The 17,327-nt window shown below is 43.1% G+C and carries 11 protein-coding genes; all 11 read right to left on the bottom strand.

Annotation, left to right across the window (positions count from 1 at the left end; translation table 11 throughout):
- Positions 1–3: 3 nt before the first annotated feature.
- On the bottom strand, positions 4–7,698 hold the full coding sequence (locus Selli1_RS01825) for a non-ribosomal peptide synthetase (RefSeq protein ID WP_118018851.1): 7,695 nt from the start codon (positions 7,696–7,698) through the stop codon (positions 4–6).
- 14 nt (positions 7,699–7,712) lie between these two features.
- On the bottom strand, positions 7,713–9,302 hold the full coding sequence (locus Selli1_RS01820) for a (2,3-dihydroxybenzoyl)adenylate synthase (RefSeq protein ID WP_117576640.1): 1,590 nt from the start codon (positions 9,300–9,302) through the stop codon (positions 7,713–7,715).
- A gap of 1 nt (position 9,303) precedes the next feature.
- Positions 9,304–9,990 (bottom strand): 4'-phosphopantetheinyl transferase family protein, encoded by a 687-nt coding sequence (locus Selli1_RS01815; RefSeq protein ID WP_281872164.1) that lies wholly within the window; start codon positions 9,988–9,990, stop codon positions 9,304–9,306.
- A 10-nt stretch (positions 9,991–10,000) separates the two neighbouring features.
- Positions 10,001–10,720: a thioesterase II family protein gene (locus Selli1_RS01810; RefSeq protein WP_179961961.1), complete on the bottom strand. Its 720-nt coding sequence runs from the start codon at positions 10,718–10,720 to the stop codon at positions 10,001–10,003.
- An 89-nt stretch (positions 10,721–10,809) separates the two neighbouring features.
- A complete protein-coding gene (locus Selli1_RS01805) occupies positions 10,810–11,409 on the bottom strand; it encodes an accessory gene regulator ArgB-like protein (RefSeq protein WP_055650139.1) in 600 nt (199 codons plus the stop codon).
- Positions 11,409–11,567, bottom strand: coding sequence for a cyclic lactone autoinducer peptide (locus Selli1_RS01800; protein ID WP_005344225.1), 159 nt, complete (start codon positions 11,565–11,567; stop codon positions 11,409–11,411). The genes Selli1_RS01805 and Selli1_RS01800 overlap by 1 nt, the downstream gene beginning before the upstream one ends.
- A gap of 101 nt (positions 11,568–11,668) precedes the next feature.
- On the bottom strand, positions 11,669–12,964 hold the full coding sequence (locus tag Selli1_RS01795; RefSeq protein WP_117576643.1) for a sensor histidine kinase: 1,296 nt from the start codon (positions 12,962–12,964) through the stop codon (positions 11,669–11,671).
- Positions 12,961–13,698 (bottom strand): LytR/AlgR family response regulator transcription factor, encoded by a 738-nt coding sequence (locus tag Selli1_RS01790; RefSeq protein WP_281872163.1) that lies wholly within the window; start codon positions 13,696–13,698, stop codon positions 12,961–12,963. Before Selli1_RS01790 ends, Selli1_RS01795 begins: the two co-directional genes overlap by 4 nt.
- 88 nt (positions 13,699–13,786) lie before the next feature.
- Positions 13,787–14,026 carry a helix-turn-helix domain-containing protein gene (locus tag Selli1_RS01785; protein WP_008688092.1) on the bottom strand — a complete coding sequence of 80 codons (240 nt, stop codon included), beginning with the start codon at positions 14,024–14,026 and terminating at the stop codon, positions 13,787–13,789.
- Between the two features lie 284 nt (positions 14,027–14,310).
- Positions 14,311–14,517 carry a PIN domain-containing protein gene (locus tag Selli1_RS01780; protein WP_024728263.1) on the bottom strand — a complete coding sequence of 69 codons (207 nt, stop codon included), beginning with the start codon at positions 14,515–14,517 and terminating at the stop codon, positions 14,311–14,313.
- Between the two features lie 27 nt (positions 14,518–14,544).
- On the bottom strand, positions 14,545–17,304 hold the full coding sequence (locus tag Selli1_RS01775) for a YodL domain-containing protein (protein WP_281872162.1): 2,760 nt from the start codon (positions 17,302–17,304) through the stop codon (positions 14,545–14,547).
- Between the last annotated feature and the right edge of the window lie 23 nt (positions 17,305–17,327).

Genomic DNA, 17,327 nt, shown 5'->3' with positions numbered 1-17,327 from the left:
TTTCTAAAAAAATCCTTCTTCTATATTACTTCCACTTTTCTTACTATTATCTTTTACTTTTTTCTGTACAAACTCTGATAATTGTTCTACTATTGGAAACTCCAAAACATCTCTTATCGTGATTTCTATTATATATTTCTCTTTTATTCTATTTGCCAAAGTAATTGCTTTAAGAGAATTTCCTCCACTCGAAAAGAAATCGTCCTTCAAACTTACATCTTGGCATTTCAATACTTCCTTCCATATTTCACTAAATTCTTTCTCCTCCTTTGTCATTGCTCGATTATTAGATTCAAAAGTCTTTTGAAACTCTATTGCCTTTCTTTTAAGTTCCTTTTTATCAATTTTCCCATTTTTCGTTGTGGGCATTTCTAATAGAGCGATGAAGTTTTGTGGAATCATATATTTGGGTAAATAGTCACGCAAATAATTTTGAAAATAGGTCTCGTTTATTTCATAATCCGAAACGTAAAATCCAACAAGTTTATTATCTTTAATATTTACGACCTGACTTATTTTTACACCATGAATCCAATTCATAAAAGTTTCAATTTCGCCCAGTTCTACCCTATACCCATTGATTTTCACCTGATTATCCAGTCTTCCAAGAAATTCAATATTACCGTCATTCCAATACCGTCCCATATCTCCGGTACAATACAGCCGTTCTCCAGTTCTATCTAAGACAACAAATTTTTCCTTTGTTTTTTCTTTATCGTTTAAATATCCCTGTGCAATGCCATCTCCGGCAATATAAAGTGTTCCCGGTACCCAGTCAGGGCAATCTTCCATATTCTGATCCAGAACATAATACTTCTGGTTTGCAAGCGGTTTCCCATACGGAATACTCTTCCAATCTTCCGGCACAACCTCTGGAATCTCGAAATGATTAGACCAGATACTGCCTTCTGTTGCTCCTCCAAGAGCAACAATCTCAACATTCTGGAACAGATTACGGATTCTCCCTGGAAGTGAAACAGGAACCCAGTCACCACTCATCATTACTAACCGCAGCGATTGTGAAGTTACCTGCCTTTGATATTCCTCATATTCTGCCAGCATTTCTACAAAAGCTGGCACGCTGTTCCATACGGTAATATTCTCATGATTCAACCAGTGAATCCAATGCGCTGGATCTTTTCCATATTCCGGATCCGGAAGAACCAATTTCCCACCTGCGCCTAAAATGCCAAAAACATCATAAACAGACAGGTCAAAATGAAGATTGGAGATTCCAAACGCCGTATCCTGTTCTGTAATCTGATAGCGTGCATTGATATCCAGTATCGTATTCACTGCATTATGGTGAGTAATCATTACTCCTTTCGGCATCCCGGTTGTTCCCGACGTATAGATTACATACGCAAGGTCTCCCGCCTTATTCTCCTGTGCTTTGTATTCAGAATCGGTTTTTAATTCAGACACAGAAATACAATCCCACTCGTGCAGCCATTCGGTATCCTGATCATACGCCTGATTCTGCACAAGAATGATTCTTGTTCCACTATCACGGAGAATCTTTTCAACTCGTTCTCTCGGATTATGGATATCTATCGGAAGATATGCGGCTCCGGCAAACATGATTCCATAAACAGCAACTACCTGCTCCCACCCTTTTTCCATAAATACAGCTACCGTCTCTTCTTTTTTTATTCCCATGCTCTGCAACTGCCCGGAAATGTAAAACGCTTCTTCTTTTATCTCCCGATATGTCATCCGCCTGCTGCACGTTACCAGCGCCTCCTTATCCGGAAATTTGTCTGCCGACTCCAAGAATAATCCATCCAACGTTTTCTCTTCAAATTCAGCCGCCGTTTCATTCGCCTGACGCCGTTTTTCTGAAATTTCCGCTGTTACCAGACTTGCCGTTTTTTCCTGCATGATCTCCGGATGAACTGCTAGCGTATGAAGCAGGCCGGTATATGCCCGGAACATCTCATCTAGCATTCCTGGATAAAATAATTCGTCCACGGAATCCCAAAACAGGCATAAACAGCCATCCATTTCAACCACCTGATGATCCAGCCACACCTGCGGCGTCTGTGAAATGTTATAGTTCAGTTTTCCAAGCCACTTTCCTTCATTCCACTGCTCCACGCCAAGACCACTGGTAAACACTACCGGCATAATAGCGCCCCGCATATTTCCAGTCTTTTTCTTTAATTCGCGCTCCAGTTCAACCGCGCCATAAGCTGTATGCTCCAGATCTTCTGTAAGCTGCTTCTGAATTGCCTTTGTCCTTTCCGCAAAATTATTCCCTGCATTCTTTATCTCCAGCAATGTCAGTGTTGTAAAATCTCCAACCAGATTGTTCACTTCCGGATGCAATTGTTTCCGGTCAAACTGCGTCAGATTAAGTGTAAAATCCTTATTACTGCTCCACAAACGGAGAGTCTCCGCATAAGCACTCATCAAAAGAACAGAAGGCGTTACCTCCAGTCTTCCCGCCGCGTCTTTTACAGACTGCCATTCTTTCTGTGACAGTTTTGCGCTCCGGCGACAGAAACGCTGCTCTGTAATCTGGCTTTCGTTCTTTGCAAGCGGCAGATCCGGTGCGTCCGCAAAAGTCTCCACCCGGTCTTCCCAATATTTTTTATCTTTCTCATAAGCAGAGGTAGACTTTATCTGCTCCAGTCCCAGCACGTAATCCCGGAAAGACAAAGTAATCGACATTTCCGCTTTTCCATTTCGATATACTTCTGCCCACTCATCTAAGAGATGGAACATACTCCAGCCATCAAAGATAATATTGTCAAAACTGATATGGATTCTATGCTTCTGGTCCTCTATTTTAGTGATTCGCACATCAAACAGAGGCCATTCATCTGTCTGAATTACCTGATGAGACATCTCTGCCCGTTTTTCATCCAATGCCTTTTCTTTTTCTGTCACTTCCAATTGTCGGATATCCGTCACGTCAATATGATACTGGGGAGTATTCTCCAGTATGCGCTGCATACCATCCGGCTGGATAATAACACGCATCATCCCGTGCCTCTGTATCAACAGATTCCATGCCGTCTCTGCGCACTCAGTATCAAGGCCGTCTGCATCCAGTTCAAAATAACAGTGTGTTGCAACATTTCCCAATTCATACAATCCGCTTCTGCCAAGCCAGTAAGCATACTGCACATCGGTTAATGGGAACGAATGATATGCTTCCTCCAGATTCGGTTTGATCTGCAGTGTATCTTCTTCTTTCTGTTCGGACTGTTCAATAGCTTTTGCCAGAGATTTTACGGTCAGATTTTCAAAAATCGTACTGATCGTTATTTTGCAGCCGAAGGTTGTCTGTACTTCCGAGATCAACCTTGTGGCAATCAGCGAGTCTCCCCCAAGGCTAAAATAATTATCTTCAATTCCGATATTTTCATATCCAAATAATTGTTTCCAGATATCTAAAAGCTTTTCTTCTGTTTCTGTCGTTGCCTTTGAAAATCGGATAACCGCAGTTTCTTCTTTAAAATCTTCCCGCAATTGCTTCCTGTTAATCTTCCCATTGGACAATGTTGGGAGCTGCTCCATGAAATGATAGTTCTGTGGAACCATATACTCCGGCAGTTTTTCTGACAGATATTCCCTTAGTGCTCCATTATGATAGGACAGGACAGACGCCTGCTGTCTGCTGCAGCATATACATCTTCCATATCTCTCTGTCACAGCACAGTCTTCGCCCAATCCTGCCTCTGATAAACATTCTCTCCACAGCAGGCAGTCCGGGGTAACCAGCCCTGCTTCTTTTCTCTTGTCCCGAATATCCGCAAAACCATTTTCCAAAAAAGCCGCTGTAAGTTCCTGAAGGTATGTCCTTACCACAAGGTCAGTCATCAGCAATATTCCGTTTGGCTTCAGTAATTCCGCTACTTTCTTTACCGCATCCGCAGCATCAATATTTCTATGTAAAGCATTTACCGATATCACAACGTCATAACTATGCAAGGACATCTGCTGCTTATCCATGCCTTCTTCCAGATTCAGCATCTCAAACTCGACTCTCTCATATCCCGCAAGTTCTTTCTCTGCTTCCTGCAGAAAATATTTTGAAGAATCCGCATATGTATAAGCCACGCTTACATCTTCCAGTGCATTCAAAAACTGTCTTGTAATTGCAGTGTCCCTTGTACCAATTTCTATAATCTGGAGTGGCTCTTTTCTGCGTTCTTCTGCCAGAAGCCTTAATCCCTGCACCAGTCTTTCCACTGTTTCCTCGCAGCCCGGAATCCTCCGAAGCAGCATATTCGGAGCCAAAGCCGGCTCTTTCTGGTAGAATACGTCCAGCGGAACTTCATTCCCAGTAACCATATGCTTCAGATACGGCTTCAGTTTCTTAAAATACGTTTCCGCATCTCCAGCTTTTTCCGGTACAGCCACTTCCTTCCCGGTACGCGATAGTCTGCCGTCCTCTTCTCTCAGGATTCCTTCCTTCTTTAAAATTTCCAACCATCTTGCCACAGTATTCTTCTGTGTTTCCGTAATGCTCCCTTTTTCAAAAATTTCCTTTTGCGAAAGAACTTCCTTCTCTGATACAAAAATACCTAACTCTATGAGTGTCTCCAGCATAAGCTGTACACATCTCTGGTCTGCATAGGCAAGGAAATTTTTGTATGCTGTCTTCCGTTCCTGCTGCATCTGCCAATTGCTGACATCATCCTTCAGTTCTTTCCAGCCTCCGCCAAAGATATCTGTGCCGTACAAATACGTTGTAACTTTAGAATCTTCCTGTATCGGCGCTCCGATATAAGCAGCCAGCGTTTTATTGCCATGACCATCACTAACTGTATCAACAACTGCATGAGCCACACCCGGAAACTCCTGAATCGCATGTTCAATTTCTCCCAATTCAATCCTGTGTCCACGGATCTTTACCTGATGATCTTTTCTTCCCAAAAATTCAATTATCTCATCATCCCAGATTCTTCCGAGATCACCGGTCCGATACCATCTTCCATACTGATCTGTGATAAATTTCTGCCCCGTAAGCGCAGAATCTCCCCTATATCCTTTTGCTACACCAAAACCGCCAATCCAGAGTTCGCCTTCTGCCCAGTAAGGGCAATCCCTTCCATACTCATCCACAACACGATATGCCTGATATCTGAGTGGCTTTCCATAGGGAATAGATTTCCAGTTTTTCGGCATCGGCAGGGTAACATTCTGATAATTGGACCAGATACTTGCCTCTGTAGCTCCTCCCATAGCGACAAACTGGCAATCCTCTGTCCATGCCGCAACCCTCTGCGGGAGATCCATCCCAATCCAATCTCCGGAAAGCATAACCGCCCTGATCGGCAGTTTCTGTTTCATGGATTCCGCCCGTATCAAAAGCATATCCAGAAGCACCGGCACTGAATTCCAAACGGTAATCTGATATTTCAACACTTGTTCCAGCCAGTAATCCGCATTCCTTCTCTCCTGCTCTGGAAGCAATACCAATGTTCCTCCTGCGCCTAAAATTCCAAAAACATCATATACCGACAGGTCAAAATCCATAGCTGATACAGCCAGCGCCCGATCTGCACTTGTCACATGGTACTTTTCATTAATATCCTGAACCGTATTCCATGCGCTTTCATGCGCAATCTCTACACCCTTCGGAACACCTGTAGAGCCTGACGTCATGATGATATAGGCGCTGTCCTTCGGCGACACCTCTGGCATTCTCACATTTTCCTGTCCCTCTTCCATACCTTCCATCACAAGGATTTCCGTACCTTCCGGCCAGTCCAGTTTTTCGGATAATTCCCGATTCGTGACCACATAGCGGACTCCCGTCTTCTCATGGATTAACGCTCTCCGATCTTTAGGCTGGCTTAAGCTGACCGGAAGGTATGAATTTCCGGAAAGCAAAATTCCTAATGCCGACTCGATCTGTTCTATCCCGCGCGGCAGGGTAAGTGCAACCGGGACGCCCTTAATATCCTTTTCTGAAATTCCTGCCGCCACTGCTGTTGCCCGTGCTTTTAATTCCCCATAGGATACCGATCTTCCGCTTCCCGCATCAATAAGCGCAATATCTTCCGGGCAAACTTCCGCATGGTTCATAACAGCCCAATGCAGGCATTCCACACGCTCCGGCACTCCTGTACGCGCTGTATCTTCAATTTCTCTTTTTCTTTTTTCAGGAAGCACATCAAATCTCTGATTCCAGTCCTTCTTTCCCAATTCATGCAGAAGAATCTCAAAACTCTCCAACATATCCGGGATCATATTCTCCGGGAATAACTCATCCACGCTGTCCCATGTAAGCTGTACGCCATTTTCATCTTCATAACTCTGAAAATCATTCCACACCTGCGGCGTCTGGGAAATCATATAGGAAAACTGCCCCAGTTCATTCCGGAACGTATCATTTACCAACGGCGTTCCCAGATTGCAGGCAAAAACAACCGGCGCCACTGCCGATGCGTCCCCACACATCTGCGCAATGTCTCTCTGTACTTGCACGCCGGAATATGCCGTATACTTCATATCCTCATGAAGCTGCTTCTGAATCCTGTCCAACAATTCCGCAAAAGTCGGATTTTCTTCGCAGTTAATCTCCAGCAATAACAGAGTAGTAAAATCTGCTATTACTTCCTCTAACCCCTGCTGCTCTGTTTTCCGGTTAAAAAACGGAATGTTAATAAGGAAACAATGATTCCTGCTCCATCGTTCCAGAACCACCGCATATGCAGTAAGAAGAACCATTGCCGGAGTTGTCTGGTATTTTTTTGCCCGCATTTGCAAATGATCCCATTCTTCCTTTTCGATTCTCACAATCCTGCGGTTGAACACCGTTTTTTCCACTTCTTGCGGACGTTTTGCCAATGGAAGGTCAGGGCCTTTTGGCAAATGCTCTAAACGATTCTTCCAGTATTTTTCTGCGTTTTTCCGTTCCTCCCCTTCTTCCTGTTTCTGCCGTTCTAGATAGGAAGCAAAATTCCACCCTTTTGATTCTTTCGGCAGGTTTTCCCCTCGGTAAGCAGATGCCAAATCCCTCAATAATATCTGCAGACTCTGTACATCAGCAACCAAAAGTGCCATGTCCACATGAAGGCGTGCCTTATTTTCAGGAAAAAGCGTAAGCTCTATTCCTGCTACTTCGCCTTCCTCAATCTTTAACTTCCGATGGGATAAACGTTCTCTGACAGATACTGCCATTGCCTCTGCTTCCTCAGATGACATCCGGGAAAAATCATGAACCTTTATTTTTTCACAATACGGCTTATCCAGGATTTTCTGTGTTCCATCATCCAAAAAGCAGGCGCGCAGCATAGGATGATGATACTGCAGTACATTCCATGCTTTTTCCAGACGCTCCGGATCTATATTTCCCCCATCAAACTCTAAATACGCATGACAGTCTATTCCTCCAAGAGCCTGTTCTTCATCCCTGCCAACCCAATATGCATACTGTACGTCTGTTAAAGGAAACGGCTGTTTCATATCCTTTTCCGGCGTTATCTTAGATTCTTGCGCCCGTTTTTTGCCCGCTTTTTTCTTCATGCTGCGCTGGATCAGCGCCCACCAGCCTTCAAGGGTAGGATTTTCCATCAATGAACCGAATGAAACCTTAACCCCCTGTTTTCTCCACTGGTTTACCAGACGCATGATTGTCAGGGATGAAAGCCCAAGCTCCAGCAGATTTTCGGAATCCCCCAAATCTCTGGCTACCGGCAGCTTTTGTTTGATCTGTTCCTTTATCTCTATATATTCCATGATTCTGTCTCCTTCTATTTTTCCTGCGCCATACGTTCTAATGCTTTCTTATCTATTTTTCCTACGCTGGTCAGCGGCCATGTCTCTACCCGTTCTATCTGATCCGGCATTTTATACGCCGCAACGCCTATTTCCCGCAGGAACCTGTGTATTTCCTGCAAATCGATCCCGGCTTCATCATCGGTCACAAGGAATGCACATATCCGGTTTCCAAGGGTTTCATCCGTAACGCCGACAACGGCTGCCTCTTTGATTTTCGAATGCCTGCAAAGATAAGCTTCAATCTCTGAAGGCATGATCTTTTCTCCGGCGCGGTTAATCTGCTCTTTGATCCTCCCGCCCAAACGTAACCTTCCGTCTTTCGTCCACATAGCTTTATCGCCCGTCCGGTAAAATCCGTCCGACGTAAAGCTCTTTTTATTCGCTTCCTCCGCCATATAATAACCATCAATCGTATACGGGCCTCTGGATAATAATTCCCCAAAAACTCCTTCCGGTACGGCCTTATCTTCTTCATCCACAATCTTCACTTCATCCGCAGGAGACACCGGAGTTCCCTGGCATCTTGCGATCAGGGAACCTTCATCCTCCGGGCTAGTAAAGGACAGTAGCCCCTCCGCCGTACCAAATACCTGCATCAGTTTACACGGCCATTCTTCAATGATCTTATCCGCAAGGGAATCTTCCAGCATTGCGCCGCCCACCTGCAAAATCCGCAGGCTGGATATATCATAATCTTCATCCCATTCCAGCATTTCCATGCACACAGTAACCATAGCAGGAACCAATGCCGTTATCGTGACACCTTCCTCTGTAATTGCGTCAAGGATATCATCCGGGCTGGTCGCAGACGCAAGCACAACTTTTCCTCCCACGTCCAGCGTGCCTAAAAGCCCCGGGCAGCATAACGGGAAATTATGAGCTACCGGAAGAGACGCCAGATAAACGTCACTGCTATCCAGACGGCATCTCTTCGCGGACATGCGGGCATTATACATATAATCCGTATGGGTGCGCGGAATCAGTTTCGGAACCCCTGTCGTCCCGCCGGACAGCAAAAGCACCGCCGTTTCATACCCATCCACAGCCGGAAATGCTCCATTTTCTCCATACGTTTCCGCAATCATTCCACTGATATCCCCGGATTCGCTATCTACAAATATATGCCGGATACATGAATATTTCTCTTTCATCGCATTTGCCATCGGCACATATGAAAATCCCAGATATTTCTCCACCACAATATAAGCGGCCGGCTTTGCCAGTTCAATAATTCCTTCCAGTTCCGCCTCCCTGTGGGCCGGCAGCATCATGATTGGCACCGCCCCAATCTTGGAAAGCGCAAAAAACACGATCACAAAAGAAATCCTGTTCGGAAGCTGCACAAGCACTTTGTCTCCCTTTAAAATCCCTTTACGCAGAAAAGCTGCCGCAAGACAATCTGCTTTTTGCTTTAATTCCATATAACTGATCTCGTCTTCACTGTCCGTGACCGCAATTCTTTCTCCATATTTTTCCGCCCACCTATCAAGCTGTTCTCCAAATCCACATCTCTCCCAGCCTTCCAGATTCTCATATTTGCTCATATCTTTCTTATAACCCATTTTATCTGTCTCCTTTCTCATGCGCCGCCACATACGCAGCATATCCTTTGATCCTGACCGGATACAGAAACCAGTCCTGATCTTTCTTATCTTTTTCTGCAATTTTCTCGTTTCTGACAGAGAAGAAATCCATTCCTCTTCCTAATCCAATTCCAAGCGCCTTTACATATGCCTCTTTCGCCGCCCAGTACTGGAAAAACAGATCCGGTCCTTCATTTTTTACATCTTCCGCTTCTTCTGCAGTATAAAAATTTTCCGCTATCTCCCTATAGTCCGGGCACTCTGCCATCTCCTGCACATCTACTCCGATATCCATTCCGACAGCGAATACCGCCAGTATGAATTCACCCGAGTGCGAAATGTTAAAATCCACTGTCCGCTTTCCCGCAATCTTTTTATGATAAGGCTTACCCAGTTCATTGACAGAAAAATCAATCGTTTCCATATCTAAGTATCTTTTTAAGAGGATCCGCACGACAACCTTCCCGGCTATATAACGCATCCTGTCTTCAGGAAAACGGAATCTTCCGGCTTGCTCCAATTCCTGCCCACTCAGGATATATTCATGGTTCTTCAAGAAATCTGTCATTTCAGGCCAGCGGATACACCATATATGTATCTCATTTTCACGGATATAAAGTTTGTCTGCTGACAGAAATTCCTTTTCTCCGTATCGTTTAATCTCCATTTTTCATTCTCTAAAGCAGTCTCATGACCTCACTTATTACTTCGTCTTCACAATCCCTCAGATAAAAATGTCCTCCCGGAAATATCCGGTAGTTAAAATCATTGTCCGTATACTTTCCCCATTCCAAGATCGCACTCTCATCCGCTTCGTCGTCCTTTTCTCCGCCAAATGCAGAGATAGGTGTATGCAGCACTACTCCCGCTTTATCATAATACGTTTCATCCATGGTAAAATCCGCCCGCAGCATAGGCAGAAAGAAATCCAACAATTCCTGATTCTCTAGTATCTCTTTTGGCGTCCCTTCAAATCTTCCCAGTTCCCTCTTAAACGCTTCATCCGGAAGATGATAGATTGGATTTGGCTCCGGAATACTAGGAACCCGGCTGCCGGAAATAAACAGACATTTTGCAGTATATCCCGCTGCCTCCAACCGTTTTTCCAGCTCATAAGAGATCTTCCCACCCATACTGTGTCCCCATAAGGCATACGGTCCGTACACAACCTTTCTTACAGCCTCTTCTAGGTCATCTAACATAACCGACATATCTATATACGGTTTCTCCATGATCTGTTCTTCCCTTCCCGGAAGCTGAACTGGACATACCGTTACTTTCCCCTGCATCTTTTTCGCCCACTGGTTATAAGCAGAAGCACCGCCTCCCGCAAATGGCAGACAAAACAAGGTTATTTTCTCTTTACTAATATTTTCCGTATTTTTTATCAATTTCATATTCACTTTTATATTCCTCTGGCATAATGTTCTTTTTCTCTCTGTTTACCATCATTTTGTAATATGTTTTTCTCAATCACTTCTTATTTCTACCTGTAATTAGTTACATCTAACTCTTTGTCAAAAAAATTTTTGATCCATCCCAATATCAAACCGGACGCCAAAACAATATGCGCTACCATAATCCCGTTTACGATCAGGGAATATCCAATCACAGAAAAAACACCTGCTATCGCGCATTCAATAACTAAAATTACCCTCGCGCGCATCCCATAAACTTTTTTCTCTTTCGCATCCAACTTCTTGCTGCTGGCATCTACCGGCGCCATGATAAATATAACGCCAACCGCGACAAACCATATGATCCGCATTTGCCATATTACAGCCGGAGCAGACGCCAGATACAGACTGCATAGAAGGACAAGGATACCGGAAACAGCCATGCAGCCCCCTGCCTTTTCCAAATGAATCCCTCCGGCATACTGCCTTAAAACAGTAAAGGGCAATAAAAAGACTATCATCTCCATCCAATTCCCCGTTATGATGCCAAGTATGACGATGATAAGGTATATTACCACCCTGCCCAGCAGTACGCCGTAAGCATATTCATACAGCCTGCGGTCTTTCTCTTCAAGAATCCCATTCCTGCTTTGTAGTTCAAAAAGCCGACCAGCCATTTTTTTCCACACTAGAATTTCCTCATTTTCTTAACTTCTTCCGGCTCATCTTCCTGATAGTACAGCCAGTTGCACGCCAGATTTGCCGTATACGCCGTCAAGCAGAGTGCAAGACAGTTTACAGCTCCAAGCAGTTTGATTCCCAGGTTTTTTCTGATTATTTTTTTCATAGTTACAAAGCCTCCTTTTTTCCGAAAGTTTACACAAAAATCGCCCTCTTTTCAATTACCGTGGCAAAAACGGTAACTTTTTGGGCGATTTTTGCACGTCCTTATTTGATTGTAAAGATCAGCTTAACAGAGAACTCCCGTTCTCCTGCCTCCACTCGCATAATTCCCGCATACTTTTTAACCAGTTTTCCAACCGTGTGCAGTCCGATCCCGTGACTGTCCGCGTCTCTTTTGGTGCTTATGTACCTGTCCTTGTCCTTTAACAGAGGGACGACATACCCATTGCAAAATTCCATGACAAGGAAATGCCCCGCATTTCCCATATACATCCTGCATTCCACATATCTGCCATCTTCTGTCTTTTCTGCCGCTTCCAGTGCGTTATCCAAAAGATTCCCTACGATCGAGATCAAATCCAACTCTTCCAGAAAATCCAGTCTGAGATCATTACCCAGAGTAATCCTATAGGATATATCCTTAGATTCTGCAAGAAATTTTCTTTCACATAGGATGCTGTTCAAGATCGGATGCTCACAATATACACTTTTTTGAAGATTCTGAATCCGGACGCCTAAATGTTCCATGATGTCCTTAACCTCTTGATTCTCTCCTTCTTCTATCAAGCCGGCTACTGTACAGATAAATTTATTTATATCGTGTAAGAATGCTCTGTTATCCTCATTAACCTTATTCATATACTGCAGATTGGCAATCTCCGCCCTGCTTTTCTGGTATAGCCGGTCCATCTTCTTCACTTCTTCTGATTTTTCTACAAACCTGTCAAATACTGTGAAAATGAAGATATTCGTCATTAACAGAAGCGAAGCTCCTACCGGAACCATAACCCTGTTCATTCCTTCAAAAGAAATATTTGAATAAAACACACATCCTAATATAATGATCGTAGCGGTTGGCAGCATGAGCAGCACAGTAAAAGTTTTATTCTCAATCGTCAGATAATCCCTTTTCCTTGTTACCTGATTAATGCATTTAATAAACAGAAATGTCATGGTACTCATCAGCAGGAGTGCTAATGTCTTTTCTGTTTCAGTCCTGAAGCCCTCGGACGCACCAGTCACGCCATATGCATTCGTAAGTGCCGCAAAGAGAAATTCGGGAATAATTGCCAGCACATAATAGCAGCATACCGTAACCAGCTTCTTCCATATATTTCCCCGGAACACAACCATAGACGCAATCATATAGATTACCGGAATCATTACCATATTAAGTATTGAGGATTCCAGGCGGTTGGTTCCGAACATTGCCAGTGCTGCGATACAATATACGAGAAATTTTTCCCAGAATCTTTCTCTTCTGTATGGGAGTATGTTCTTTTCCAAGTCCTCCAACAGATACATCTGAAGAAGACAAATCAAATAATCTCTTATTATCATACCATGCCGTTCCTTTCCCCAAGAAATGTTATCAGTGCGTCGGCAAACTGTCCTTTTCTCGACCTCGAAACATTCGACTGGATTCCAAACGGCAGCAACGCAACGTTCTTTTCCAATCCTTCCACTTTTGCCAAATTCACAATATAGCTGTTGTGTGCATACTCAAATCCCCTTCCGGCCAGACACTCATACAGATCACTTAAAGATTCCTTGCAATGCATCTCTTCTATCTTTCCCTGTCTGGCAATGTATATCGTACAGCCCCTTTTCGCCAGACAGATATATAAAATGTCTTCCGTATGGATGCGCATTATCCTTCCCGCCGATGTAACTGTCACGGAAGAATCTCCACAGCACAATTTCACTTTTAATAAAATCATAGGTATTTCCTTTTTCAGACTTCTGTCATGCAGATCCTTCATGATGTACCGGAACGGTTGTCCAACATTAATGCTGTCAGGAGTCGGTTCAAAACAGCCGGAGCAGAACACCAATATCGCTGCTTCATTATATTCCCTCAGCTTCAGTACTGTTTTATTTCCATCCAATCCAGGCATACGCATATCCATAAAAATCAGATCATGCAAAATATCCGCATCTTCCAATAATTCTTTTCCTGATTCATATTCATAAAACCGTATCTCATTCGAAGACAGAATCCCTTCCGTTTCTATGACCGTCTTTATTTTCTCCCTGTATTCTTTATCATCGTCGCAAATTGCTATTTTACACATATTCATCCTCCAGTGTTAGTTTCTTCTAACCCTTTCCCATAAAAAAACCATCTTGCAGAATCTGAATCCTAAGATTATTTGCCTGTTCCTATAACTCCGGTTCCAAATCTGCAAAGATGGGATCTTCAAAAAATTCCTGTATTGTAATATCCAATCCATCGCATATCTTTTTAATTGTAACTACGCCAGCATTCCTGCTTTGTCCATACAAAATATTTTTCAGTGTTGAAGGCGGGACGCCTGAGCGCACCGCCGCTTCATTCACTGTGATATCTTTCTGCTTAATCAGATCGTTTAACCGATATATGACCGCTGTTTTTATATCCACGGTATCGACCACCTTTTTTTCTTCTATTTTATATAAATCGGCTTTAAAAGGTCGCCCATATATAGTCTTTTTGATCTATGCACGATATTTTTTTAACAGTTTTTCTTATTCTAGCAGAAATCCGCTAAATTTCTATATTTTATTAGATACATGAAACCCTGTGAGAACATTTCTGATCCTACGCAGGGTTTTCCACTTTGTTATAAAACTTTTATATTTTGCAGTATGCTGGATCGGAGTTATCATTCAACTTTCCTTCTGCTGCCGATTGTAAAAACATATTTTTACGAATAAATATTCAGCAGTTCTTCCGGAGAAAGCAGTGTAATCCAAAAGGAAAGAAAATCCTTTTTATTCCTTGTCACAATCGCATCACACTGATTCTCCTTCGTACAAGTTGCAAGTAGGCAGTCTTCAAAATCAGATACTCTCTGCAAATAAGCAGGCAGCACATCTTCGTTCGTCACTGTCAGCACTTTTGCTATGTCCAAAACGGAGCCAAGTGCCTTTCTATAAATTTATACCGTTCTTACATCCCGATCAGCTCCTCTCTCCAGCTCATCTTTTCCCTGCTTTTCTTGGATTTTTCTCTTATTGATTTCCAGTCGTTCATGAATAGATGGCTTCTTTGCCTTCGTAGTTGCTTTATTCTTTTCTGTTTGCATACTCGAAACTACCTTTTTCACAGCTTTGTCATTATCCCCTTTTGTCACATTCGCTGCTCTTGACGCTTCTACTCTGCTGTCCTGCTTTTCTGCAACCTGCCGTTCCTGCTTTTCCTGCACACTTTTTTCTTCCAGACTGCAAAAGCTCTGCAAATATGGCAGCACATGGTTCTGCATATCGGTCAGATCTTCCATACACTTCTGAAACTCTTCATTTCCCTTGTTTTTCAGATAACCAATCCAGCTTTCATCCGTAAGTTTCAGTTCATTTTGGAGTTTCAGCTGACTTAAAATACCGCCATTTCCTGTTCCAATATCTATTTTCCCTTTGAAATGTTGCATCATTTTATCGCCTTTTTCCGCATAATATATAGTAAAAAACATCTGGGCTGTTACCATCGGCTCATCCGTCCTCGGATTACGGTCTGCGTACCATTCCTTATCCTTCTGTGCAGTACGGGAATCCAGATCTGAGAGCTTCTGACAGCGTGGTTCCATCAGCTCTCGCTTTTCACAGTAATTCACATACACCATCGGCTCTGTTTCTTTGGATATATCTGGTTCGTAGGATTTCAGCCGTTCCAGCAAAACACCTGCCCACACGGACTGCTCACAGTCTTCTTCAATCACATCCTTCAGAAAGGAAATATAAGAACCAACATTTCCACTTTGCAGATCCAGCATGACTTCCTGTATGGTATCCTGCCCTGGCTCTACATGGTCCCGATAGTCATACGGATCGAAGTCTTCCGCAATCTCATCCAATGCTGCTGCCAGTTCTTCTGTTGTCATTTTTTTCGGATACATTGCCTCACGCACATCCTGAATCGGGATATATTTATAATCAGGCAATGCTTTATGAATCTTCTCCAAACCTTCACGCACCACCGGCTGATCTTTTAAAAACCGCACATTATCCAAGAAGTCGCCGTGTATCGTTGTTCCCATTACAATTAACAGTTCTGTTTCATCAAACAAGCTATCCTCCGGATCACGATAAATAATCCCCATTCCACTGCCTTTATAAGCGTTTTCCGGATCTTCTCTGTACTTCTCATAGATTGCTGCGATTTCTTTCACATCTGTGCTTTTCTCATAAGCTCCCATATCATGAATTTCATCACATTCTGCAGCATAATATTCCAGATAAGCTTCTTTCTTAGGCGGCATATTATTGAGTACATTATCAATCATGTTATAATTGGCCTCTTCCAGTTCCTCCACCTTTGCCAATGGCTTATATTCGCCCTGGCTTTTCTGAATCTCTGCCATTACAACTTCATCCATTTCTTCTACTTTCTCCATCAACCGATCATAATCTCCACGGATGCGTTCTCCAGTCCAGCCTTCGTCTTCCAAAAGTTCCTCCGCCGCTTCTTCAATAGAAATTTCATCATTCTCATAAACGCCACCATCCATCAAGCGGAAATCTTCATCGTAAAAGGAATAATCATATCCTTCTTCTGTTCTCTGAATAGCAAAGTAACGTTCTCCTACCTCATATGCCAGTTCACTAAGGACCTGTTCTTCCAGATTCAGGAAGGAATCCAGCTGTTCAAAACTGATACTGTCTACAAAATGGGCAGTTACCTTTTCCCCGTCATTCAGAACTACGATATCACTGACAGACAGGGAGTGACCACGGAAGTCTTCCGGTCTGTCAATGTTGAACCTTTCAAAAATATCATCCAGTGACATATTTCCCAGTAATTCTCCAACATAGACCAGCTTATAATCTTCTTTTTTTATCTGCATACCATGACTTTCAATAAAGCGAATGTTCATAAATGCATAGTTTTCGCCCGGTGAATCATCCCGGATCTGATAAATTCCAAATGTCTTTCTTGTTCCTAACAACAGGTTTGCTTCTTTCAATGACTGAATCTGTGGATATTTCTGCATTTCCCATTCTAGATTACGGAAACGCTCCAGTTCTGTCATAGACATCTGATAATGCTCTGGTCCTCGTTCAATTTCCATGCGTTCCGTGACATACATCGGTGATGAAAAATTAGTGATCAGATAGATATCTGCTCCGGCATCGTATAATTTCAGTGCTTCTTCCTGCTCAATGACACTCATAGACTCCTGAAATGCTCCTAAATTTTCTTCTGCATAATCTAGGTTGTTATCCTTTATCCGTTCCCACATCTGCAATTCCATTCCAAACAAACCGTCGTGTGCCTGTATCATTTCTTTACTCGCATATTCACCTTTACTGCCATCACTTCCAAGGCAATAAATCTTAGAACCCATTCTGTGATAATCCAAGGCTGCTTCTTTTCTAAGTGGCACCATATCTTCTGCTGTATATCCATAGTCACGTAATTCCAGCTTACCTATGGTTGGATCCAGCAGTTCCTGAATATCCATTCTTGCGTCATCCAGCAAATCCTCTACACCTTCTTGATCTGCCTGACTCACTGCATCTGCCAGATTTCTTACCAAATTCCTAACTTTCTCTTCCTCGCCGATCAGATTCGCATATTCAAAAATCTGTTCTTTTACATCTGTTGAAAATTCTATATCTCTACGCTCTGCCTGAGCAATCCGTTCCTGCGTATATTCCTGCATTTTCTGCGTTTCTTTTCCTGTTATCATATTTCTCGCCATTCAAATTCCTCCTGTGTTCTAAA

The sequence above is a fragment of the Sellimonas catena genome, assembly GCF_027924685.1.
GTDB classification, from domain to species: domain Bacteria; phylum Bacillota; class Clostridia; order Lachnospirales; family Lachnospiraceae; genus Sellimonas; species Sellimonas catena.
The sequence above is the reverse complement of the archived record's forward strand: the minus strand, read 5'-3'. Positions and strand labels throughout refer to the sequence as shown.

What these genes read in the sequence shown, in the direction of transcription:
- Selli1_RS01825 (WP_118018851.1), bottom strand. Translation starts at nt 7,698, where the DNA reads ATGGAATATATAGAGATAAAGGAACAGATCAAACAAAAGCTGCCGGTA.
- Selli1_RS01810 (WP_179961961.1), bottom strand. Translation starts at nt 10,720, where the DNA reads ATGAAATTGATAAAAAATACGGAAAATATTAGTAAAGAGAAAATAACC.
- Selli1_RS01775 (WP_281872162.1), bottom strand. Translation starts at nt 17,304, where the DNA reads ATGGCGAGAAATATGATAACAGGAAAAGAAACGCAGAAAATGCAGGAA.
- Selli1_RS01800 (WP_005344225.1), bottom strand. Translation starts at nt 11,567, where the DNA reads ATGAAAAAAATAATCAGAAAAAACCTGGGAATCAAACTGCTTGGAGCT.
- Selli1_RS01790 (WP_281872163.1), bottom strand. Translation starts at nt 13,698, where the DNA reads ATGTGTAAAATAGCAATTTGCGACGATGATAAAGAATACAGGGAGAAA.
- Selli1_RS01795 (WP_117576643.1), bottom strand. Translation starts at nt 12,964, where the DNA reads ATGATAATAAGAGATTATTTGATTTGTCTTCTTCAGATGTATCTGTTG.
- Selli1_RS01820 (WP_117576640.1), bottom strand. Translation starts at nt 9,302, where the DNA reads ATGGGTTATAAGAAAGATATGAGCAAATATGAGAATCTGGAAGGCTGG.
- Selli1_RS01815 (WP_281872164.1), bottom strand. Translation starts at nt 9,990, where the DNA reads ATGGAGATTAAACGATACGGAGAAAAGGAATTTCTGTCAGCAGACAAA.